The following is a 21919-nucleotide window of genomic DNA, read 5'->3' as shown; positions in this document are numbered from 1 at the left end:
TGGTTCCTTCGAGGAGATCGGCATGGCGGGCATGGAGACGGCGGGCGTGGGCGGCAAGGCGGGCGTGGTGATGGACAGCCTGCGGGATGCCTACGGGGACACCCTGGTGGAGCTTGGCAACGAAGGCGCCAATATCATCGTCTTCGACGCGGACCTGGCCGGATCCACCCGCACCAGCAAGTTCGCCAAGGCCTTCCCGGAGCGGTTCTTCAACATGGGCGCGGCCGAGCAGGGCATGGTGGCCGCCGCCGCCGGGGCCAGCACCACGGGCGTGGTGCCCTTCATCAGCACCTTCGCCATGTTCGCCACGGGCCGGGCCTACGAATTCGTACGGCAGGCCTGCGGCGTGGGCCATCAGAACGTGAAGATCGTGGCCACCCATGCCGGCCTGACCGTGGGTGAGGACGGCGGCACCCACCAGTGCCTGGAGGATCTGGCCCTCATGCGCATGATCCCGGGCATGACCGTGATCTCCCCCGCCGATGCCCTGGAGACGAAGCAGGCCGTCCGCGCCGCCGTCGTCCACAAGGGCCCCGTCTACATCCGCCTCACCCGCGACAAGTTCCCCCGCATCCACGCCGAGGACTACCGCTTCCAGATCGGCAAGGCCGTGGTGATGCGGCCCGGCCAGGAGGTGCTGTTGGCGGGCTGCGGCCTGGGGACCTCCATCTGCCTGGAGGCGGCGGAACTGCTGGCCGCCGAGGGCATCGAGGCCACCGTGCTGCACTGCCCCACGATCAAGCCCTTCGACCGCGGCACGCTGCTCGCCCTAGCGAAGACGCACAAGGCCGTCGTCACCTGCGAGGAGCACCAGGCCCACGGCGGCCTGGGTGGCGTGGTGGCGGAGCTCCTGTCGGAAGCTCATCCCATGCCCCTGCGGCGCGTGGGTGTCCAGGACGCCTTCGGCCAGAGCGGCAAGCCCGAGAAGCTGCTGGAGGCCTACGGGGTCACGCCCCAGGCCGTGGCCGCCGCGGCGAAGGACGCGCTCTGATGGATACCTTCCGCGCCAGCCGGTGGACGAAGGGGAATCACCTCTTCCCCACGGTCATCGAGGTGTCGGAGACCGCGGTGATTCGCCGCAAGCGGTCCTGGCTCACCGTGAACGAGCTCAGCATCCACCTCTCCAAGGTGGCCAGCGTGCGCATCGACACCGGCCTGCTGTGGGCCGACATCCTGGTGGAAAGCACCGGCGGCAGCGACCCCCTGACCAGCCACGGCCACCGCAAGGCCGACGCCCGCCGCATCAAGGAGCTCATCGAGGCCGCCCAGAGCCGGGCCCTGAAGTAGGCCCTCAGCCCTGGCCGGGCCTGGCGGTGCCCGCCAGCTTCGCCGCCACGGCCCGGAGATCGTCGTCCGGCGACAGGTGGTGCAGGATCTCCCGGCCGTCCCGGTCCAGGGCCACGCAGATCTTCCCCAGGGGGCAGTTCCGCCGGCAGGATTCCCGGACCACCTCGAGGCCCTGGAGGCGTTTCCGCGTCAGGAGAAGCCGGGTGAGGCAGGCCAGGGCCTCCACCAGGGGCTTCCCGCGCCGGGGCTGGCGCAGGGCGTGGCGTTCACAGTCGGCACAGATGGTGAAGACGGGCGGCATAGAATCCAGGATGCCACCTATTTGATTGTATTTTCCAAGATGTCACCGCTGTCCAGATTCCGGATCAGGCGAACCTGGGCGCCCGCTTCTCCAGGAAGGCGGCGAGGCCCTCGCCGGCGTCGGGCCTCGCCATGGCGGCCTTCATCTGGGCGGCTTCGGCCGCCAGCAGGGCCTTGAGCCGCGGGGCCTCGAAGCCCTGGTTGCGCAGGACGGTGGCCTTGATGGCGGAGAAGGTGGGCGCGGGGCCCTCGGCCAGCTGGCGGGCCAGGGCCTGCACGACGGCTTCCATCTGGTCCGCGGGCACCACGCGGTTCACCAGGCCCAGGGCCAGGGCACGGGGGGCGTCCACGCGGTCCCCGGTGAGCATCAGCTCCGCGGCGGTGGCGGGGTTCAGCAGGCGGCCCAGGGCCACGCTGCTGCCCCAGTCGGGGTGCAGCCCGATCTTCACGAAGGCCATGCTGAACACCAGGTCCGGGGTGGCCAGGCGCAGGTCCGCCGAGAGGGCCAGGCCCATGCCGCCGCCCGCCGCCGCACCCTGCACCACCGCCACCACGGGCTTGGGCAGGGTCAGCAGCCCGTAGGCCACCTCGCCGCCCAGGTTGAGCAGATCCTCCAGGTCCCCCTGCCGGCCCTCCTTCAGGGCCTGGGCCATCCAGCCGATGTCGCCGCCCACGGAGAAGGCCTTCCCCTCCGCCTGGATCAGCAGGGCCTTGACGCCCGGCTCGGCCGACCTGGCCAGGGCCTCCTCGAACCCGGGGCGCATCTCGGGCACGAGGGCGTTCAGCTTGTCCGGCCGGGCCAGCGTGAGCAGGCCGATGCGATCTCGGATCTCGAAGCGGATGGGGGCGGACATGGACGCTCCTGGAGGCCGGACACCGGCGATCCACCACCTTACGCCAAGGGCGGGCCGGGGCGCTGGCCCGGGTGGGGGAAGGCCGCTGGCGGACCGCCAGGAGCCGCTGTCTGCGCGGATCTCCAGTGGCGGGCCGTCAGATCACTTGTTGCTCTCCACCTGGTAGGTGAAGACCGGCTCGTTGGTCGGGGAGGCTGCCTGCCCATTGGGTTCGGGCGTGATGGAGATCTGGAACCGCTGGTGGGGCGTCAGGGTGTCCAGGCTGCCTTCGAGATCGTTGTCCAGGACCAGGGCGCCGACATTCTGGTTGTCGCCATCCACCGGCCGGAACCAGACGACGTAGACCGTGGAACCCGGCGCCATCTTGGAAGGGGGTGCCAGGTGCTTCACCCGGATGGAGACCTGATTGTTCCCGTTGTCTGCGGCGGTGACCCGCACGGTTCCCTGGCTCGCGGGGACGTCGGAAGCGGAGTGCATCTCCTGGGGTTTGGAACGCCAGAACGCCATCTTCTGGCAGCCGATCTGGACGCCCACCAGGGCGACCAGGGCGACCACCAGGGGTGCGGCGCGAAGTTTCGAGTCTTGCAGGTTCATGGTCTGTCTCCTCAAAGACAGGGGATTCACTGCAATTCTCAATCCATAAGTTTAATTTAACTGTTTTCAATATTTAAACACATGGCCCAGCCTCTGGCCGCGGTCCATGGTCACCAGAATGAATGGCCTGCTGACCATTCTGAAGGGGTCACGTCGCCTCAGGAGGAGGATCCGAGGGCGGCCACGAACGCCGCGAACAGGTCCCGGGCGGCGTCGCCGGCGGGGCCCTTGAGGTGGATGAGGTTCTCGGGATGCCACTGGACGCCGAAGACCCAGCGGGCGGGATCGGCGGCTTCCACAGCCTCGATGAGGGGGCCGGTGGCCGGGTGGGTGGTGTCCAGGTGCCAGCCCACGGCCACCAGGCCCGGGGCCACGCGCCTCAGGGCCTGGTGGTGGCGGCTGTTCACGAGGAAGACATCCTCGCCCAGCAGGGCCCGCAGGCGCGATCCCGGGGCCAGCTGCACGCGGTGGTGCATGTCGGGGCTGTCGGGCGTGCCGTGCTGGTGGCGGGTGGGCTCGCAGCCGTAGTGCTCGGGGATGTCCTGGATCATGCTGCCGCCCAGGGCCACGTTCAGGATCTGCTCGCCCCGGCAGATGCCCAGCACGGGCAGGTTCCGGTCCCAGGCCGCCCGGATGAGGGGAATCTCGATGGCGTCCCGGTCGACGTCCACCTCGGCCTTCGGGTGCACAGCCTCGGCGGCGTCCCAGTGGCGGGGGTGGATGTCGTTGCCCCCAGTCAGCAGCAGGCCCGAGATCCCGTCCAGGTCCGGCTCCGGATCACCGGGGGCCAGCAGGACGATGGGGCCGTCCCAGCCCGCGCCCCGCAGGGCGGGAAGGTAATGCTTCTCGGCGCCGGACTTGTTCTTGCAGCTCACCAGAATGCTTGACACGGGAGGGCCTCGGGAGAATCGTGATTACCCTACCACCCCCTCAGATGGTCTGAGACGACGGTGAGGCGGAGAGCTCCGCCGAGACATAAGGAGGACATCATGTCCGGTTCATTGAACAAGGTTCTGCTCATCGGCAACCTCGGGCGCGATCCCGAGCTGAAGTCCACGCCCTCGGGCCAGAGCGTGGCCCGCTTCTCCGTGGCCACTACGGAGACCTGGAAGAACCAGTCGGGCGAGAAGCAGAGCAAGACCGAGTGGCACAACATCGTGGTCTGGGGCAAGCAGGCCGAGATCGCCGAGAAGTACCTGCGGAAGGGCAAGCAGGTGATGATCGAGGGCCGCATCCAGTACCGCGAGTACACGGACCAGGCCGGCGTGAAGAAGACCGCCTGCGACATCCGCTGCGACAACTTCGTCATGCTGGGCCGCATGGAAGAGGGCGGCGGCAGCCGCGAAGGCGGCTTCAGCCGGGGCGGCAGCCAGGACTTCGAGGAGGCCGGCGCCCCCAGCCCGGCCGCCGACGGCAGCTTCCCGGACGACGACATCCCCTTCTGAGGGGATCGTCAGGCTGCAAAAACGGCGCCCAGTCGGGCGCCGTTTTTGCAGCTAGGAGAAGCTTTTTCCGGCGGCGGAGCCGCCGTACCTCCAGACGGCGGCGGCCACAGGGCGCCGTCTGGAGCCAGCCTCTCGGATAAACAGCCTCCCTCCCGTACAATGGTCGGTTCGGGAGTCCGCATGCTTGCAGTCCAGAACGTCACCATGCGCTACGGCGCGAAGGTCCTCTTCGAGGACGTCACCACGACCTTCAATCCGGGGCGGCGCTACGGCCTCACGGGGCCGAATGGGGCGGGCAAGTCCACGTTCATGAAGATCCTCGCGGGGGAACTGGAGCAGCAGACGGGGAACGTCCTCCGCCCCCGCAAGATGGGCATCCTGCGCCAGGACCAGTTCGCCTTCGACGCCTTCCGGGTGATCGACACGGTGATCATGGGCAATGCGGGCCTCTGGAAGGCCCTGCAGGAGCGGGACGCCATCTACGAGAAGGCGGAGATGACCGACGAGGACGGCATGCGCGTGGCCGAGCTCGAGGGCATCGTGGCGGACGAGGACGGCTACACGGCGGAAGCCGACGCGGCCGTCCTGCTGGATGGTCTGGGCATCCCGGAGGCCCTGCACGAGCGGAAGATGGGCGAGCTGCAGGGCGGGCAGAAGGTGCGGGTGCTGCTGGCCCAGGCCCTGTTCGGCAACCCCGAGGCCCTGCTGCTGGACGAGCCCACCAACCATCTCGACCTGGATTCCATCCACTGGCTGGAGGAGTTCCTGGACCGCTACAAGGGCACGGTGGTGGTCATCTCGCACGACCGCCACTTCCTGAACAACGTCTGCACGCACATCGCCGACATCGACTACCAGACGATCATCCAGTACACGGGCGGCTACGACGACATGGTCATGGCCAAGATGCAGGTGCGCAGCCGCATCGAATCCGAGAACGCCCAGCGCGAGAAGAAGATCGCCCAGCTCAACGAGTTCATCCAGCGCTTCGCCGCGGGCACCCGCAGCAGCCAGGTGAACAGCCGCCGCAAGGAGGTGGAGCGCCTCCAGCCCAGCGACCTGGCCCGCAGCAACATCCAGCGCCCCTTCATCAAGTTCAACATCGGCAAGCCCGGCGGCCGCTACGCCCTGGAGTTCGAGGACATCCGGAAGGGCTACGACACCGACAAGGATGGGACGGGGGGCCGCCACGAGGTCATCAAGGGCTTCACGGCCATGGTGCAGCGGGGCGAGAAGATCGCCATCATGGGCCGCAACGGCATCGGCAAGACCACCCTGCTGAACGCCCTGCTGGCCAACGCGCCCCAGGTGACGGAAGGCGGCCTGAAGCTGGACGGGGGCGAGGTGAAGTGGGGGCACGAGGCCAACGTGGGCTATTTCTCCCAGGATTTCGCCGAGAGCATCCCCAAGGGCTTCGAGTTGGTGACCTGGCTGCATCAGTTCGACCCCGACGCCACCAAGGAGCAGATCCGCGGCGTCATGGGCCAGATGCTCTTCCGCGGCGAAGAGGGCAACAAGATGACGGACGTGCTGAGCGGCGGCGAGTCCTGCCGCCTGCTCTTCTGCAAGCTCATGCTGCAGAAGCCGAACATCCTCGTGCTGGACGAGCCCACCAACCACCTGGACCTGGAGGCCGTCATCGCGCTGAACGACGCGCTGCAGCGCTATGAGGGCACGCTCCTCTTCGTGACCCACGACGAGGACATCATCGACGAGGTGGCCACCCGCATCTGGCACCTCACGGACGACGGCATCGAGGACTTCCAGGGCACCTACGCGGAGTACAACGCCCCGACGGGGCGCTGAGCAGGCCGGGGTCGAGGTTCGCCCGATCCGCCGACACGCCTAGTCCCTTGGGTCTATCTTGCCTGGGAGGGGCTGGAGTCTATATTGAGTCCGTATCCGTCCGTTTTGGGCGGCCATGGAGGGTTCTCCCTGTGGTGCTTCGGCAGGACGAGGATTCGGCACTCCCGGCCCCGCGTTCTGATGGGAGTCGATCCAGGAGGGTTCCCACGCGGCTCGCGCGCGCCATCCGCGACCTCGAGGACTTCAAGCGGGCCCTGGACGAGCACGCCATCGTGGCCGTGACGGACGCCAAGGGGCGGATCACCTACGTGAACGAGAAGTTCTGCGCCATCTCCAAGTACTCCCGCGAGGAGCTGCTGGGGCAGGACCACCGCATCATCAACTCCGGCTACCACCCGCGGATCTTCATGACCCAGCTCTGGAAGACCATCCTGGCCGGGCACGTGTGGAAGGGGGAGATCCGGAATCGGGCCAAGGACGGGAGCACCTACTGGGTGGACACCACCATCGTGCCCTTCCTGGGGGAGGACGGCAGGCCGTCGCAGTTCGTGGCGATCCGGGCGGACATCACCCAGCGCAAGGAGGCCGAGGAGGCCCTGCGGCAGTCCCAGAAACTGGAGAGCCTCGGCGTGCTGGCGGGGGGCATCGCCCACGACTTCAACAACCTGCTCACCACCATCCTGGGCAACGCGAACCTGGGGGGCATGCACCTGCCTCCGGAAAGCCCGGCGCTGCCCTACCTGCACCAGATCGAGCAGGCCACGCTGCGGGCCGCGGACCTGACCCGGCAGCTGCTGGCCTATGCGGGGAAGGGTCGCCTGCAGGTCATCGAGGTGGATCTGAACCGCCTCGTGATGGAGATGACCCAGCTCCTGACGGTCTCCATCTCCAAGAAGGCGGCGGTGCGCTACGACCTGGCTCCGGACCTGCCGCGGATCTCGGCGGATCCTTCGCAGATGCAGCAACTCGTCATGAACCTGGTGACGAACGCCTCGGAGGCCATCGGGGAGGAGGTCAGTGGCCTCATCACCGTGCGGACCGGCGTACAGGCCGTGGACGAGGCCACGAACGTGGGCCTGCTGCCGGCGCTGCCCCTTCCCCCCGGGAGCTACGTGACCCTCGAGGTCAGCGATACCGGCTGCGGGATGACCCAGGAGGTGCGGGAGCGCATCTTCGATCCCTTCTACACCACCAAGTTCACCGGCCGGGGCCTCGGGCTTTCCGCCATGCTGGGCATCCTCCGCGGCCACCACGGGAGCCTCAAGGTGTACAGCGAGCCGGGCCGGGGCTCGGTGTTCAAGCTGTTCTTCCCGGCCCAGGCCCTGGGCGCGGGGGAGCGGCAGGTTCCCCGGGTGGGGATCGGGTGGCGGGGAAGGGGTGTGCTCCTGGTGGTGGACGACGAGGCCTCCGCCCGCGCGGTGGCGCGGGGGCTGGCCGAGGCCTGCGGATTCCAGGTGCTCGAGGCGGCGGACGGGCAGGAGGCCCTGGGGCTCTTCGAGCTGCGCCACGGGGAGCTCTCCGCCGTCCTGATGGACCTCACGATGCCGCACATGGATGGCCGCCGGGCCTTCCTCCGCATGCATGAGATCAATCCGAGGGTGCCGGTGGTGATGACCAGCGGCTACAGCGAGGAGGATGTGGTGACGGACTTCCTCGGCCGCGGCCTGGCCGGCTTCCTCGCCAAGCCCTACCAGAGCGGCCAGTTCATGGCCGTGCTCCGCCAGGCCATCGAGGGGAGTTAGCGGGCCAGCAGCAGCCTCAGCACCTCCTCCGCCACCTTCAGCCCCACGATGGCGGGCATGTAGGAGATGGTCCCCACGGGCCGCCGCACCCGGCCCGGACCCCGGTGGGGTTCGATGTCGAGGGGATTGGCGGGCCGCTTGTTGTCCGCGGGCTCCAGGGAATAGACGCAGCGGATGCCCGTGGCGATGCCGACCTTCCGGAGGTTCCGGCGCATGACCGTGGCCAGGGGGCACATCCGCGTCTCGCTGAGGTCGCCCACGCGGATCTGCGAGCTGTCGAGCCGTCCCCCGGCGCCCATGCTGGAGAGGATGGGCAGCCCCAGGCCATGGGCGGTCTGGAGCACGGCCACCTTGCAGCTCACGGAATCGATGGCGTCCACCACCACGTCGGGCCGGGGCGTGAGGAGCTCCGGCAGTGTGTCGTGGTGGATGAACACGTGGCGGGCCTCCACCTCGCAGTCCGGATTGATGTCGCGCACCCGCGCCGCGGCCACCTCGGCCTTGGGCTGGCCCAGGGTGCTGCGCAGGGCGAGGAGCTGGCGGTTCAGGTTGCTGGCGCCCACCACGTCGTGGTCCACGAGCCGGAGGTGGCCCACGCCGGCACGGGCGAGGGCCTCCACGGCGAACGAACCTACGCCACCGAGGCCGAAGACCACCACCCGGGCCCGGGCGAGGCGGGCCAGGGCCGCCTCGCCCAGCAGCAGCTCGGTGCGTGAGTACCACCTCATGGCAGGATCTCCTTGAAGAAGCGTTCCCCGTTCCGGCGGGTGAGTCCCGCCAGGTCCACCGCCGTCCGGTTCAGGAAGGGGGCCGCCGCCGCCGCCAGGGCAGGCAGTCCGGCCGGCTCGGCCCCGTCGGTTTCCAGCAGCAGGCGGTCCTCGCGCACGGCCGTCAGCGCCGGTCCGGGGGCGGCGAAGGAGAGCCAGAGCCCCAGGTCCTGCAGTTCCCGGGCGGTCTCGGCGCTGCCCCCGAAGGCGTGGACCAGGACGCCGGCCGGCGGTACGCCCTCCTCCGCGAAGAGGGCCTTCAGCGCCCCCCAGGCGCGGACGCAGTGGAGGGCCAGGGGACGGCCGAGCCGGACCGCCAGCCGCAGCTGCAGACGGAGCGCGTGGACCTGGACCTCGCGGGGGAGGGTGCGGCGGGCGAAATCGAGGCCGCATTCGCCGACCCCGGCGCGGTGGCCGGCCAGCAGGGCCTCCAGCCGTTCCTCCCAGCCCGGGCGGGCGTCGGCCACGTTCCAGGGATGGAGGCCGAGGAGGGGGACCACCTCCGGATGGGCCGCGGCAAGGGCCAGGACGGTCGCCCAGTCCGCCTCGCCCGTGGCGCAGCAGGCCATCCGGGTGACACCGGAGGCCCGGGCGCGGTCCAGGGCCGCCTCCACCCCGCCGGGTGGAAGGTCCTGGAGGTGGCAGTGGGCGTCGAAGCAGGCAGGCACGGGATCCAGCGGTGATCGGCCATCATCGCACGGGCCCCGGCCTCCTCCAGACCCCCCGGGTTCCGGTGCCCCTGCCGGCCCGGCGTGGGCAGGGCCTGGGGGCGGCCGGAAGCCGTGGACCGTCCCGGCGCCGCCCGTCCGGGCGGCTGGTGGTCCCGGCGGGAATTGAACCCACGACCTACCGCTTAGGAGGCGGTCGCTCTATCCGCTGAGCTACGGGACCGGTGTGCAGCAGGGCCCATTCTAGCCTGACGGGGCGCCCTTCGAGGAGGGCCGGCCGGCGGCGCGGGCGGGGTCGAACCGAGAAAACAGAATTTCTCTGCTTGAATGAATGGAAATTTGAGGCACGATCCAATCGACAACTCCCTCAGCGCCCGATGGCGCTCACTGACAGGAGGCCAGCAACATGGCCGAGAATCTCACCAAGGCTGAACTCGTCGACGCCGTCGCCAAGACCGCCGACATCACCAAGTCCGCTGCGGCCGCCGCCATCGGCTGCTTCCTGGAGTCCATCGCCGGGCACGTCAACAAGGGCGGCAAGGTGACGCTCGTGGGCTTCGGCACCTTCAGCCAGAAGACCCGCAAGGCGCGCACGGGCCGCAATCCCCAGACCGGCGCCCCCATCAAGATCGCCGCCTCGAAGTCCATGAGCTTCAAGGCCTCGAAGGCCCCCAAGGCCGCCAAGCCCAAGGCCGCGAAGAAGGCCGCCCCCAAGGGCAAGAAGAAGTAGCCAGCATCTTCTCGAGGATCAGGGAAGGGGGCCTCGCGGCCCCCTTCTTCATGCCCGGGTGGTTCCGGCCCCTGGTGGCCGCGAGCGGCGGGGCGCCGGATCCCGCGCTCCCCTACAATGGGAAACGCTCCCGGGGGCCGCACTGCGTCTGATCATCGCCGAGAAACCGAGCATGGGCCGCGCCCTGGCGGAGGCCCTGGGGCTGCCGGGAAGGGGCCGGAGCCTCATCGAGGGGAACGGCCTGGTCGTGACGTGGTGCGTGGGACACCTGGTGGAGGCCTTGAATCCCGAAGGGTATGACCCCGCGTGGAAGGCCTGGCGCTGGGACCGGCTGCCGATCTTCCCGGAGCCCTTCCGCTATGCGCCCATCGAGCAGACGCGGGAGCAGTTCGAGGTGGTGGCCCGCCTGCTCAACCGGGAGGACATCACCGAGGTGGTGAACGCCACGGACGCCGGGCGCGAGGGCGAGCTGATCTTCGATCTCGTCTACCGGCTGGCGGGATGCGCCAAGCCCGTCCAGCGCTTCTGGACCTCCAGCCTCACGCCCGAGGCCATCCGCGAAGCCTACGGCGCCATGAAGCCCGGGGAGGCCTACGCCGGCCTCCGGGACGCCGCCCGCAGCCGCCAGGAGGCGGACTGGCTGGTGGGCATCAACGCCACGCGGGCCCAGACCCTGCGCATGCGCCGGGCCGGTGCGGAAGACGGCGTGTGGAGCGTGGGCCGGGTGCAGACGCCGACCCTGGCCCTGCTGGTGCGCCGGGAGCTCGAGATCCGCGACTTCAAGCCCCAGCCCTTCTGGACGCTCCGGGCCCGGTTCGGGCATCCCGACGGGGAGTACGAGGGGCGCTGGTTCAAGGAGCACGAGGGCGAGACCCGGGAACGCTTCGCCACCGAGGCCGAGGCGAGGGACCTCGCGGCCAGGCTGGCGGGGAAGCCGGGGCGGATCCGCAGCGTCACGGGCCGGACGGAGAAGAAGAAGCCCGAGCTCCTGTACGACCTCACCGCCCTGCAGAAGGAGGCCAACAAACGCTTCGGCCTCACCGCCGAGGCCACCCTGGGGCTGGCGCAGAACCTCTACGAGAAGCAGCTCATCTCCTATCCCCGCACGAACAGCCGCCACCTCACGGAGGCCGACGCGCTGAAGGCGCCCCAGTGGATCAAGGCCCTGGCCCAGGGGCAGCTCGCGGACCTGCAGCCCTTCCTCGACGCGCTGCGCAAGCGGTGGCCGGTGAAGCTGGACAAGCGCTTCGTCAACGACAAGGAGGTGGAGGACCACGCCGCCCTGGTGCCCACCGAGAAGCCGGCCAGGGGCCTCGCGGGCGACGAGCTCCGCCTCTACGACCTCATCGCCCGGCGCTTCCTGGGGGCCTACTTCCCGGACCGCGTGGAGGCCAAGACCACGATCCTCACTGAGGTGGAAGGGGAGCTCTTCAAGACGAGCGGCACGGTGGTGAAGGACGAGGGGTGGTCCGCCGTCGATCCGCCCCACCGCCGCAGGAAGGCGGAGAAGGCTGCCGATCCGGCCGAGGGCGAGGCGCAGGAGGGCCCCGGGGAAGAGGAGGGGGACGAGGGTGCCGAAGGCGGGCTGCCCGTCGTGAAGAAGGGCGAGGCCGTCGCGGTCGTCTCCCTGCATCCCAAGGAGGGGAAGACCACGCCGCCGAAGCGCATGAGCGAGGGGGACCTCCTGGCCGCCATGCAGGGCGCGGGCCGCGAACTGGATGACGAGGCCCTGCGCGGGGCCATGCGGGACTGCGGCCTGGGCACCCCCGCGACGCGCGCCAACATGATCGAGACCCTCATCAAGCGCGCCTACATCGAGCGCAAGCGCAACGTCCTGCTGCCCACTGAGAAGGGCATCCGGCTGATCCAGGGCCTTCCGGCCGAGGCCCTGCGCAGCGCCGAGCTGACCGGAAGCTGGGAGGCCCGCCTCGAGCGCATGCGGCGCGGCGAGGAGACCCGTGCCGCCTTCATGGCCGATATCCGCGGGTTCGTCTCCGGCGTGGTGGCCGAACTCCAGGACGCGCCCGCCCCCCAGCTCCACGGCAGCCCCTGCCCCACCTGCGGCCAGCCCATGCGGATCATCCCCAGCACCCGGCGCGGCGAGTTCTTCCATCGCTGCCTGGCCTGCAACGTCCTGGCGCCGGTGGTGAAGGCCCCCTAGGCGGGCTCCCGCGCCGGGTGCGTCCAGGTCCCGCTAACGGATGGGTGCGTAGGAGAGGCCGCCCTCGGGGTTGAGGAAGACGGCCTCGTGCTCCAGGAGGCCGACGAGGCGGTGACCCTCGGCGAGGCCGGTGGGGAGCCAGTCCAGGGTGCCCTTCGCGAGGTCGAAGCGGGCCAGGACGACGCCCTTGGCGTCGGGCGCGCCGGTGCCCCTGAGCTGGGGGCCGCTGAAGGCGGAGAAGAGGACGTCCTTCCCGGCCCAGGCGAGGAGGGGGCCGCGGCCCGCGCGGCCCAGGTTGACGCGGGAGGCGACGGAGCCCTGGTAGGTGAAGAAACTCTGGCCGGGGGTCTGGGGGCCCCGGTCGGCGTCCAGCACGGTGAAGGCCAGGCCGCCGCCTTCCGCCAGGTAGAGGGCGCCGTCCCCGGCCAGGGTCATGCGGTTCAGGGCCACCAGCAGGGGCAGGGCCGCCGCCTCCCGGAGGGCGCCCCGGTCGCCGTAGGTCCAGAGCACCTGGCCGTCCTTGAGGCTGCGCTTCTCGATGAAGGGCTTGATGGTGCGGTAGTTCAGGTAGATGCCGTCGTGGTCGGCGGCGAGATCCTCCACGGGGCCGGGAAGGGGGTAGGTGGCGCCCATCTGGCCATTCCGCTCGATCACCACCAGGCGCTCCTCGCAGACCACCCAGATGCGGTTGGCCGTGTCCAGGACCCAGCGTTCGGGCACCGCGTCGCAGGTGGCTTCGGCCTCGACCTTCGGGGCGGCCTTGGCCTGGCGGACCTGGGTCCGCTGGGAGGCGGGGATGCCGTAGAGCAGGGCCCCGGCGGATTCGTAGGCGGACGAAGTGGTGGCGATGGGGGCGGTGGGCTCGACCTTTGGTGCCGGCGCCTTGCGGGCCGGGGGAAGCGGAAGGGTCTGGGTGGCCAGGAGTCCGCCCCCCTTCTGCCACTGGCGCAGGGCGCGGCTGCCGGCATCGTAGAAGAACAGGGAGCCGTCCACGTCCTGGAACGCCCATCCCCGGGCCTGCGTCCCGGGGTCCCAGCCCTGGGCGACGAGGCCTGGAACCGAGGCCAGGAGCACGAATGACAGGGCAAGAAGGGTGCGGATTCTCATAAATTACCTGCCTATATTTTATTATGCTCATCCGGCAGTAGGGTGGAATAGCCGGGACTGTGACGGAAGGCACGATTCGGCCCGGGGCTGCGATCATGGAAGCACTCGAGGTGACCGTGGTCCGCGCCCAGCTCAAGGACGAAGTCTTCATGAACATGGCCCTGGAGCTGAGCCGCCTGGGGACCTGTTGCCGCCTGAAGGTCGGGGCCGTGCTTCTGAGGGCCGACGGCGGCATCGCGGCGGCGGGTTTCAACGGTGCCCTGCCGGGGATGCCCCACTGCACGCCGGACACCTGCAAGCCCGGCCAGCGTTGCCTGCACACCAGCCATGCGGAGGAGAACGCCCTGGGCTTCTGCGACGGGCCCGTGGCCACGGCCTATGTCACCCATGAGCCCTGCCTCGTCTGCACCCGGGCCCTCGTGCGCCGGGGCGTGCGCCGCGTGGTGTTCCGCCATCCCTACGCCAGCATCGCCGAGCAGGAACGGGCCGAGCGCCAGGCCATCCTGGACCACTTCGCGGTCCGGTGGGATCACCACGAAGAACCTTGATGGGGGCCTGCCGGGGCGCATACTCGATCCACGCCCCGACTCCCTGGAGCCGCCCCCGATGGCACCTGCCTCCATCCGCCTGCGCGCCAACGGCCGCGACCTGACCGTTCCGGCGGGCCTGACGCTGCTGGAGGCCCTGGCACGGCACGGGATCGAGGTGCCCACCCTCTGCTCGGATCCCCGGCTGAAGCCCGCCTCCGCCTGCCGCCTCTGCGAGGTGGAGGTCCGCGGCCAGGAGCGGCCGCTGTGCGCCTGCGCGACGGAAGCCACCGAGGGCCTGGAGGTCGAGACCCACACGCCCGCGCTGGAGGACTTCCGGCGTTCCATGTTGGAGCTCTACGCCCGCCGCCTCCCCGCCGGGGCCCCGGAGCGCATGGCCGGCAAGCCCTTCCAGCGGCTGCTGGACCGGTACGGCGTGGCGCCTTCGGGGAACGACCGGTCGGGATTCCGCGAGGCGGGGCACCCCTACCTGGATGTGGATCTGTCCTGGTGCGTGGCCTGCGGCCGCTGCGTCCGCATCTGCTCGGAGGTGCAGGGGCAGGACGTGTGGACGGCCGTCTCCCGGGGCACCGATTGGCACGTGGTCCCGGAGACCGCCGGCAGCCTGCTGGCCAGCGGGTGCGTGAGCTGTGGGGCCTGCGCAGACACCTGCCCCACAGGGGCCATCGAGGATGCCGCCCGGATCCGCCACGGCCAGCCGGACCGCTGGGTGCGCACCACCTGCCCCTACTGCGGCACGGGCTGCGAGCTGGACCTGGGCCTCACGGATGGACGGATCACCGAGTCCCGGCCCGTCCTGGACTCGGTCGTGAGCCGCGGTCACCTCTGCGTGAAGGGGCGCTACGCCTTCGGCTTCCAGGAGGCGGAGGACCGCGTGACCCGGCCCATGGTCCGCCGGAACGGGGCCTGGGAGGAGGTCTCCTGGGACGAGGCCCTGGATGCAGCCGCGGTGGCCCTGCGCCAGGCGGTCATGAACGCCGGTCCCGGCGGGGTGGGGGTGCTGGCCTCCAGCCGGGCCACCAACGAGGAGAACTACCTCACCCAGAAGTTCGCGCGCCTGGCCCTGGGCACCCACAACGTGGACTGCTGCGCCCGGGTCTGCCACGCGCCCAGCGCCACGGGCCTGGGCCAGGTGCTCGGCACCGGCGCCGCCACGAACAGCTTCGCGGACATCGAGCGGGCGGCGATGCTCCTGGTGGTGGGCGCGAACGCCACGGAGAACCACCCCATCGTGGGGGCGCGGATCCGCCAGCGGGCCAGGGCCGGCGTCCCCCTGGTGGTCATCGACCCCCGCCGCACGGAGCTGGCCGCCGAGGCGACGGTCCACCTCGCCCTGCGCCCGGGCACCAACCTGCCCCTGTTCCAGGCCCTGGCGCGGGTCATCCTCGACGAGGGCCTGGCGGACCTGGCCTTCATCCAGTCGCGCACGGAGGGCCTGGAGGCCTTCGTGACCTCGCTGCAGGCCTGGACACCGGAACGGGCCGCGGCGGCCTGCGGGGTGGCGGCGGAGGACATCCGGCGCGCCGCCCGGCTCTACGCCACGTCGAAGCCCGCCATGTGCCTCCACGGCCTCGGCGTCACGGAGCACATCCAGGGGACGGACGGCGTGATGGCCCTGGCCCACCTCGCGCTCCTCACAGGCAACCTCGGCCTCCCCGGCGCCGGGGTGAACCCCCTGCGCGGCCAGAACAACGTGCAGGGCAGCGCCCAGATGGGCTGCGAGCCCACGCGCCTCACGGGCTACCGGCCCCTGGCGCGGGCCCTCGCGGACCATCTGCCGGTGTGGGGCGCGGCGTTGCCGGAGGCCCCGGGGCTCACGGCCATGGGGATGCTGGATGCCGCGGGGGAGGGCCGCCTCAGGGCGCTGCTGGTCCTCGGCTACGACGTGCTGCTGAGCCATGCGGATGCCCGGACCACGGCGGAGAACCTGCACGGCCTGGAAGCCCTGGTGGTCGTGGATCTCTTCATGACGGAGACGGCCCGGGCCTTCGGCACCGTTTTCCTGCCCGCGGCCAGCCCCTTCGAGAAGGAGGGCACCTTCATGAACGGCGAGCGCCGGGTGCAGCGGGTGCGCCAGGCCCTGCCCCCGAAGGGCGACAGCCGCTCGGACCGGGAGATCCTCTGCGCGCTGGCCGAGCGCCTGGGGGCCGGCGGCCCCTTCCGGTTCCCGGATGCCGAATCGGTCTGGAACGAGATCCGCCAGGTATGGCCCGACGTCCAGGGCATCACCTACGCGCGGCTGGAGCGGGAGGGCGGGATCCAGTGGCCCTGCCCGGACGAGTCCCACCCGGGCACCGCGGTCCTGCACGCGGAGGGCTTCCCCGGCGGCGGGAGGGCCGCCTTCCGGCTCCTCGACTACACCCCCAGCGCCCAGGTGGCGACCGACACCCATCCCTGGCTGCTGAACACGGGCCGCAGCCTGTTCCATTTCAACGCGGCCACCATGACGGGACGGACCCGCAACGGCCATCTCCGGCCGGACAACGGCCTGGAGCTCCATCCCGCCGATGCCGCCAGCCTGGGGGTGGTGGATGGCGAGGCCGTCACGGTGACCAGCCGGCACGGCAGCTTCACCCTCCTGGCCCACGTCACGGACCGCGTGAGGCCCGGCGAGCCCTTCGCCACCTTCCATTCCGTGCCCGCCTTCGTGAACCAGGCCACGGGTCCGGGCCGGGACCGGCACACCGGCACGCCCGAGTACAAGGTCACCGCCGTGGCCCTCCGGAAGGCCTGAGTCCCCGAGAGTCAGATCCCCCCGGGTTCCCGGGAGACCTGGGGGGCGTTCTCCAGGGCCAGCTCGGTGCCATCATCCAGCACCAGCACCGTCGGCTGGCCGGCCCGTACGTCCACGATGGTGCGGCCCCGCAGCCGATCCCAGGCATCGTGCTGCCAGGGGATGCCCACGGGATAGGTCCGGCGGTAGGCGTCGAGCAGGCCTTCCAGGCTGCCGCAGAGGTGGTCCAGGGCGTGGCGGAAGGCCGCCTCGAAGCCCTTCGGCGGGACGGGATCGAGTCCGGCGGCCGCCAGGAAGGCCTCGGGCCCCACGGGCCCGTCCCCTCCTGGGAGGCCCGGGAGCCAGTGACGACCCTGCCGTTCGGGCAGGACCTCCCCGCCCAGCACGACGGCCCGGTCCCGGTGGATGCCGAGCCAGAGGGAGGTGCGTCCACAGGGACCCCCGAGGCCCTCGAAATCCAGGGGCAGCTGGGCCTCGTCGTGGAAGACCACGGCGCGGAGGGGGAGCCACTCGAAGGTCTCGGCCACCTTGCCCGCCACGGGACCGCCGTTCCGCTGGCGGAGGCCCGCCACGGCGGCGGCGAAGGCCTGGCGCAGGGTGGCGAGGCACACCACGCCCTCCGGGACCCCCTGGTCGTCCAAGGGGATCGGGGGCTCGTGCCACCCCGCCGCCAGGGCCGGCACCACCTGCTGGAAGAGGATCAGGGCCGGGTCCCAGTCCCAATGCCGGCTGGGCTCGTAGCCCAGTTCCCGGCAGAGGTCGAACCAGGGCCGTCCGGGGGCCGGGTCCCCCGGGGCATAGATCGCCCGGCCATCCAGGAAGAGCTGGCAGCCCGGCTCCCCGAGGGGGGACCGCACCCGGCTCAGCACCAGCTCGTGCCGGCCGAGGGTGGCCAGGTCAGTCTCCTGGTACGGGTGGTCCTCCCGTCGCTGGACTTTCAGCGGCGCGCCCAGGATCCAGGCGTCCAGGACCATGCTCCCCCCGGTGGAACGCAAGCGTGGGTCAACCCCGGGGGGCCGTCAATGCCCGAAAAGGAGCGAATGGTTGAAAATCAATCGAGCTTCGTGAGGGCAATGCCCGGGTAGTAGTGCTTGAGGATCTGGTCGAAGGTGGCGCCCTCCAGGGCCATGCCGTAGGCGCCGGTCTGGCACATGCCCACGCCGTGGCCCCAGCCCCGTCCGTAGAAGATCCAGTGCCGGTCGGCGCCCCGGCCCACGGTCAGGTAGCGGAACACGTTGTCCTTCAGGCCCAGCAGGCCGCGGATGTGCATGCCCCGCACGCGGTGGGGGCGGCCCCGGTCGTCCACCAGCGTGGCCTCCAGCACCCGGCCCTGGGCGTCGTGCAGGAGCTGCAGGCCCTGGATGCCGTGGACCCTCAACCGTTTCTGGACCAGGGTCAGGAGGTCGGCCTCCGAGTAATCCACCCGCCAATGTGCCGTCGGGCTGTAGCGGTCCCAGGCCGCGCCGTCCGGATCCAGCCGTCGCACCAGTACCAGGGCGGCCCCGGAGGCGTCGGGAATCCATTTCAGGCGGTCGCCCACCTGGATGTCCGACCTGGCCACCAGGCGCAGGGAGCCGTCCGGGGACTCCTCCGCCAGGAGCAGGCCCGGCGCCAGGGGCAGCGGCTCGGGGCCGCCGTTCTTGCGCCGCACCTGCCGATCCATGAGGAGGGTGCCTTCGCCCGGGGCCAGGGGCTGGAGGTCCTGCCAGAGCCGGGCCAGCGCCTGCAGGGCCTCGCGGAGGGTCGGACGCCCCTTGGCGGTCCACGCGCTGGCGGAGACGAGTCCCCGCCGGGAGAGGAACTCGGCCAGGAGCCGGTCGGCCTCGGGCAGGCCGTCCGCCTGGAAGTAGGCCGCATCCTGGGGCCGTTCCTGGCCCTGGACCACCCGGTCGAAGCCGAGGGAACGGGCCAGGGCGAGGTACAGGTTGCCCTCCGCGGCCAGGGGCAGGGGGTCCAGGCCCAGGCGCTGCTGGAGGGCCAGGACCGGCGCCGCCAGGGTGGCCGGGGTGGCGGGGGCCGAGAGGACGTTCGGATCCAGCCAGGCCGGCGGGATGATGCCCGAGGCCAGGCGAAGCAGGTCCCAGCCGAGCCAGGGCTGGCGGGCTTCCGGGGAGACGGGCACGCCTGCGGCGAAGGGCAGGGTGAGGGGCCTCACCGGGTAGCAGGTGGCGGCCTTCAGGTAGGGCGCGTCGCCGCCGAAGACCTCGGACACGTCCACGGTGTGCCCGCCGCAGTTGGCCATGAAGAGGGCGAGGATGGGCTTGCCGCCGTAGGTGGCGAAGAGGCCCTCGGTCTCCTTGACGGCCCGGTCCGTGAGGGACTGCTCGCCGTCGCGGCCACCGTAGACCTGGTCGGCCACGGTGTCGGTCATGTCGTAGCCGTCCCTGGCGTGCTTGCCGAGGTTCGCGACGGCATAGGTGCGGGCGGCCACGGCCTGGGCCTTGAGGGCCTCCAGGGAGGGGAACTCCCAAGCCCCCATCTCCTTGGGCACCACGCCCCGGAGGTAGGTCTCCAGGCCCAGGGTGTTCACCACCGTGAGGCGTCCCTGGGCGTTGGGGAAGAGCTCCACCTTGCCGCGGTACCGGCCCTTCCCCACGAGGGTCGTCAGCTCGCCGGCGGGCTTCAACCAGATGCCCCCGAGCGGCAGGGGGCGGCGCTCGTAGCGCTCGGTGATGGCATACAGTGCCCGGCCCTTGCGGGGGGGCACGGTGCGGGATTCGGAAGACACCCAGAGCTCGTCCAGGCCCAGGTCCTGGAGCTTCTGGAGCACGGGTTCCGCCGCCTCCGTGGTGGGGAAGTGGCCGGTGAGCACCCGCCAGGTATCGGCGTCGGGCACCTTCACCCGGTCAGGATGCTCACCCACGGCCCGCAGGCGCTTCATGAGGGCCTCGGCTTCGGGCAGGGCCAGGGGATGGCTGACCTGGACCCGGTATTCCTGGGTGGGATCCGAGCTGCCCCGGCTGTCCCACCAGATGCGCAGCTTCTCGTCCGGGGCCACCTTCATGACCGGCTTCCCGGCGCGGTCGCAGACCTGGCCGCCGCCCTCCAGCTGGACCACCCATTCGGTGGCCTGGGTGTCGAGGCCGATGCGCACGGTGGGTTCTGCGGCGCGGAGGGGAAGGAGCGGGGCGAGGAGGACCAGGAGCAGGGCGGCGGGTCTGAACATGGCTCCATTGGACCACGGACGCCTCAGGCCAGGGCCTCCACCCAGGACCGGAGCACCTGCCAGCGGCGGGCCCGCAGGGCCTCGACCGGGAGCAGCTCCCCCTGGGGGCCCCGGCGGTGGACGAGCAGGGCCAGGCAGGCCTGGTCCGAAGGCCGGTAGAAGAGGGCCGGGCCCGTGTAGCCCAGGTGGAACCACCAGCCCGAGGGGACGCCGGGACCCGGATCCGGGCCCGGCGCGATCGGGGGCAGGCCCGTCGAGGGGTCCTCGATCACGTGCACGCCGAGATCCAAGGGGAGATTCGACAGGAGCTGTCCGAACCGGCCCGGTCCGGCGAAGGCCACCTGGAGGCCGAGGCCCCAGGAGGCGCCGTCCTCGCCGGCCGCCGTGTCCACGGCCATGCGGGCGGGCCAGCCGGCGGCGACCCAGCGGGCCAGGGCGGTTCCCATGTCTGAAGCCGTGGCGCCGAAGCCGGCATGGCCCCGCATGCCCGCCCGGGCATTGGCGTCGTGGGGGAGGTGCGGATCCCGGGGCGGCAGGGGGAGGTCCGTGGCGAGGCGCCAGGCCTCCGCGTCGGGGCCATCAGGAACCTCCACCGGGGCCTCGGGCCAGGGAGTCGGCCGGAGGCCCGAGGCCTCGCCCAGCCGCGCGAAGGGCACGCCGGTCTCCTGCTCGAGCAGCTCCGCCAGGAGGCGGTAGTTGAGGTCGGAGTAGGTGGCCAGGCCGGGCGTGGCGGGGCGGAGGAGGGGATGGTCCGGCAACGGCCGCCGGAGTTGCGCCGCCAGGGCCTCCCCCGTGAAGGGTCGCCAGGGGGGCAGGCCGGACCTGTGGGACAGCAGCTGGCGGGCCGTCAGGGGCGCCTCCCGGTCGTGGAAACCCAGGGCCCAGCGCCGGTCCGCATCCAGGTCGAGGAAGGCCAGGGCCAGGGGCGCCGTCACCAGCGGCTTGGCCAGGGAGGCGAGGTCGTAGAAGCGGGCCATCCCGCCCTCAGGCCCGCCCCAGTTCCGCCAGGCTCTTCGCCACGGCCTTCTGCACCTGGTCGGCCACGCGCATGGCCTCCTGGCCCTCCTCCCAGGTGACCCCCTCGGTGCCGCGGCCCAGGCAGGCGGCGTGGAAGGCCTCGATCTCCAGGCGGAGGGGCTCGCCCTCCTCGATGTCCACTTGCTCAGGCTGCACCTGGGGACCCTCGGGGCCCATCACGAGGCGCAGCAGCTCCAGCTTCTGCGCGGCGAAGTCGAGGCTGGCGTACTCCTTGTCGCCGAAGGCCCGCAGGGTGCGTTCCTTCTTGCGGGCCACGCGGCTGGCGGTGACTGTGGCGAAGGCGCCGCCCTCGAACTTGAGGCGGGCGTTCACCAGGTCGGCGAAGGGCGTGAGCACGGGTACGCCCACGGCCTCCACGTCGATGACCGGGCGGCCCACCAGGGCGCGGAGCAGGTCCAGGTCGTGGATCATCACGTCCATCACCACGTCCACCTCCAGGCTGCGGGCGGGGAAGGGCGAGACGCGCACGGCCTCCAGGAAGCGGGGCTTGAAGCCGCGGTCCCGCAGGGCGGCCACGGCGGGGTTGAAGCGCTCCAGGTGGCCCACCTGCGCCACGAGGCCGGGATGGGAGGCGCGGGCGGCGTACAGGGCCTCCAGCAGGGCGAGCCCTTCGTCGAGGGTGGCGGCCAGGGGCTTCTCCATGAGCACGTGCTTCCCGGCCTTCAGGGCCTGGATGCCCAGGGCGTGGTGGAAGCCCGTGGGCGCGGCGACCTGGACGGCATCGACCTCCGGCAGCGCCTGGTCCAGGGAGGCCAGCCAGGGGGCGCCGAACTTGCCGGCGATCTCCGGTCCGCGCACCGGATCGGGATCCACCACGGCCGCCAGCACCGCCTCCGGCGCCGACGCGGCGATCCGGGCGTGATGCTGGCCCAGGTGTCCCACTCCCACGACGGCCACGCGCAACTTGGACATGGTGCCCTCCGAACGGATTGAGCCTAGCAGGGCTGCTAAGCTCTAAGGCTCACACTCCGA

The 21919-nt window shown here is 71.0% G+C and carries 20 protein-coding genes and 1 tRNA gene; 9 read left to right on the top strand and 12 right to left on the bottom strand.

Going from position 1 to position 21919, the window contains the following annotated elements; genetic code table 11:
• The first annotated feature begins 22 nt into the window (after positions 1–22).
• Positions 23–991: a transketolase family protein gene (locus tag QSJ33_RS09095; protein WP_285724795.1), complete on the top strand. Its 969-nt coding sequence runs from the start codon at positions 23–25 to the stop codon at positions 989–991.
• Complete coding sequence (locus QSJ33_RS09090; protein ID WP_285724793.1) at positions 991–1287, top strand: PH domain-containing protein; 297 nt, start codon at positions 991–993, stop codon at positions 1285–1287. Before QSJ33_RS09095 ends, QSJ33_RS09090 begins: the two co-directional genes overlap by 1 nt.
• A gap of 4 nt (positions 1288–1291) precedes the next feature.
• Here the strand turns inward: QSJ33_RS09090 and QSJ33_RS09085 are convergent, their stop codons facing one another.
• The 4 genes from QSJ33_RS09085 to QSJ33_RS09070 form a co-directional block, all read right to left on the bottom strand.
• On the bottom strand, positions 1292–1588 hold the full coding sequence (locus QSJ33_RS09085; RefSeq protein WP_285724791.1) for a hypothetical protein: 297 nt from the start codon (positions 1586–1588) through the stop codon (positions 1292–1294).
• Positions 1589–1652: 64 nt separating this feature from the next.
• Positions 1653–2441, bottom strand: coding sequence for an enoyl-CoA hydratase/isomerase family protein (locus QSJ33_RS09080; protein ID WP_285724789.1), 789 nt, complete (start codon positions 2439–2441; stop codon positions 1653–1655).
• Between the two features lie 141 nt (positions 2442–2582).
• Positions 2583–3035, bottom strand: a complete 453-nt coding sequence (locus QSJ33_RS09075) for an anti-sigma factor (RefSeq protein WP_285724787.1) — start codon at positions 3033–3035, stop codon at positions 2583–2585.
• 158 nt (positions 3036–3193) lie between these two features.
• Positions 3194–3925 carry a gamma-glutamyl-gamma-aminobutyrate hydrolase family protein gene (locus QSJ33_RS09070; RefSeq protein ID WP_285724785.1) on the bottom strand — a complete coding sequence of 244 codons (732 nt, stop codon included), beginning with the start codon at positions 3923–3925 and terminating at the stop codon, positions 3194–3196.
• A 99-nt stretch (positions 3926–4024) separates the two neighbouring features.
• On the opposite strand from QSJ33_RS09070, the gene QSJ33_RS09065 reads away from it, so the two are divergent.
• The 3 genes from QSJ33_RS09065 (at position 4025) to QSJ33_RS09055 (ending at position 8028) form a co-directional block, all read left to right on the top strand.
• Complete coding sequence (locus QSJ33_RS09065) at positions 4025–4480, top strand: single-stranded DNA-binding protein (RefSeq protein ID WP_285724784.1); 456 nt, start codon at positions 4025–4027, stop codon at positions 4478–4480.
• Between the two features lie 180 nt (positions 4481–4660).
• Entirely contained in the window at positions 4661–6286 is a 1626-nt protein-coding gene (locus QSJ33_RS09060; protein WP_285724782.1) for an ATP-binding cassette domain-containing protein, read from the top strand.
• A gap of 134 nt (positions 6287–6420) precedes the next feature.
• The gene (locus QSJ33_RS09055) at positions 6421–8028 is read left to right on the top strand and encodes a hybrid sensor histidine kinase/response regulator (protein ID WP_285724780.1); all 1608 of its coding nucleotides are present in this window, start codon (positions 6421–6423) and stop codon (positions 8026–8028) included.
• Here the strand turns inward: QSJ33_RS09055 and QSJ33_RS09050 are convergent.
• The 3 genes from QSJ33_RS09050 to QSJ33_RS09040 form a co-directional block, all read right to left on the bottom strand.
• On the bottom strand, positions 8025–8756 hold the full coding sequence (locus tag QSJ33_RS09050) for a tRNA threonylcarbamoyladenosine dehydratase (RefSeq protein ID WP_285724778.1): 732 nt from the start codon (positions 8754–8756) through the stop codon (positions 8025–8027). The genes QSJ33_RS09055 and QSJ33_RS09050 overlap by 4 nt on opposite strands.
• Entirely contained in the window at positions 8753–9463 is a 711-nt protein-coding gene (locus tag QSJ33_RS09045) for a TatD family hydrolase (RefSeq protein WP_285724776.1), read from the bottom strand. The genes QSJ33_RS09050 and QSJ33_RS09045 overlap by 4 nt, the downstream gene beginning before the upstream one ends.
• A gap of 147 nt (positions 9464–9610) precedes the next feature.
• Positions 9611–9686: transfer RNA gene (locus QSJ33_RS09040), tRNA-Arg, on the bottom strand.
• Positions 9687–9869: 183 nt separating this feature from the next.
• Between QSJ33_RS09040 and QSJ33_RS09035 the strand changes: the two genes are divergently transcribed.
• Together QSJ33_RS09035 and QSJ33_RS09030 are read left to right on the top strand one after the other, a co-directional pair.
• Positions 9870–10193: an HU family DNA-binding protein gene (locus QSJ33_RS09035; protein WP_285724774.1), complete on the top strand. Its 324-nt coding sequence runs from the start codon at positions 9870–9872 to the stop codon at positions 10191–10193.
• Positions 10194–10251: 58 nt separating this feature from the next.
• Positions 10252–12354: a DNA topoisomerase 3 gene (locus tag QSJ33_RS09030; protein WP_285724772.1), complete on the top strand. Its 2103-nt coding sequence runs from the start codon at positions 10252–10254 to the stop codon at positions 12352–12354.
• Between the two features lie 33 nt (positions 12355–12387).
• Here QSJ33_RS09030 and QSJ33_RS09025 read toward each other — a convergent pair whose 3' ends face one another.
• Entirely contained in the window at positions 12388–13461 is a 1074-nt protein-coding gene (locus QSJ33_RS09025) for a hypothetical protein (protein ID WP_285724770.1), read from the bottom strand.
• 95 nt (positions 13462–13556) lie between these two features.
• Between QSJ33_RS09025 and QSJ33_RS09020 the strand changes: the two genes are divergently transcribed.
• Together QSJ33_RS09020 and fdhF are read left to right on the top strand one after the other, a co-directional pair.
• Positions 13557–14009, top strand: a complete 453-nt coding sequence (locus tag QSJ33_RS09020; RefSeq protein ID WP_285724768.1) for a deoxycytidylate deaminase — start codon at positions 13557–13559, stop codon at positions 14007–14009.
• Positions 14010–14067: 58 nt separating this feature from the next.
• A complete protein-coding gene (gene fdhF, locus QSJ33_RS09015; protein WP_285724766.1) occupies positions 14068–16743 on the top strand; it encodes a formate dehydrogenase subunit alpha in 2676 nt (891 codons plus the stop codon).
• A gap of 11 nt (positions 16744–16754) precedes the next feature.
• Here the strand turns inward: fdhF and QSJ33_RS09010 are convergent, their stop codons facing one another.
• The 4 genes from QSJ33_RS09010 to QSJ33_RS08995 form a co-directional block, all read right to left on the bottom strand.
• Positions 16755–17717: a hypothetical protein gene (locus tag QSJ33_RS09010; protein ID WP_285724764.1), complete on the bottom strand. Its 963-nt coding sequence runs from the start codon at positions 17715–17717 to the stop codon at positions 16755–16757.
• Positions 17718–17794: 77 nt separating this feature from the next.
• Positions 17795–19909 (bottom strand): SpoIID/LytB domain-containing protein, encoded by a 2115-nt coding sequence (locus QSJ33_RS09005; protein ID WP_285724762.1) that lies wholly within the window; start codon positions 19907–19909, stop codon positions 17795–17797.
• A gap of 23 nt (positions 19910–19932) precedes the next feature.
• Positions 19933–20886 (bottom strand): serine hydrolase, encoded by a 954-nt coding sequence (locus QSJ33_RS09000; protein ID WP_285724760.1) that lies wholly within the window; start codon positions 20884–20886, stop codon positions 19933–19935.
• Positions 20887–20893: 7 nt separating this feature from the next.
• Positions 20894–21859: a Gfo/Idh/MocA family protein gene (locus tag QSJ33_RS08995; RefSeq protein WP_285724758.1), complete on the bottom strand. Its 966-nt coding sequence runs from the start codon at positions 21857–21859 to the stop codon at positions 20894–20896.
• Positions 21860–21919 lie beyond the last annotated feature (60 nt).

The sequence above is a fragment of the Geothrix rubra genome (genome assembly GCF_030268065.1).
Classification (GTDB): domain Bacteria; phylum Acidobacteriota; class Holophagae; order Holophagales; family Holophagaceae; genus Geothrix; species Geothrix rubra.
This window is presented reverse-complemented; position numbering and strand designations above follow the sequence as displayed.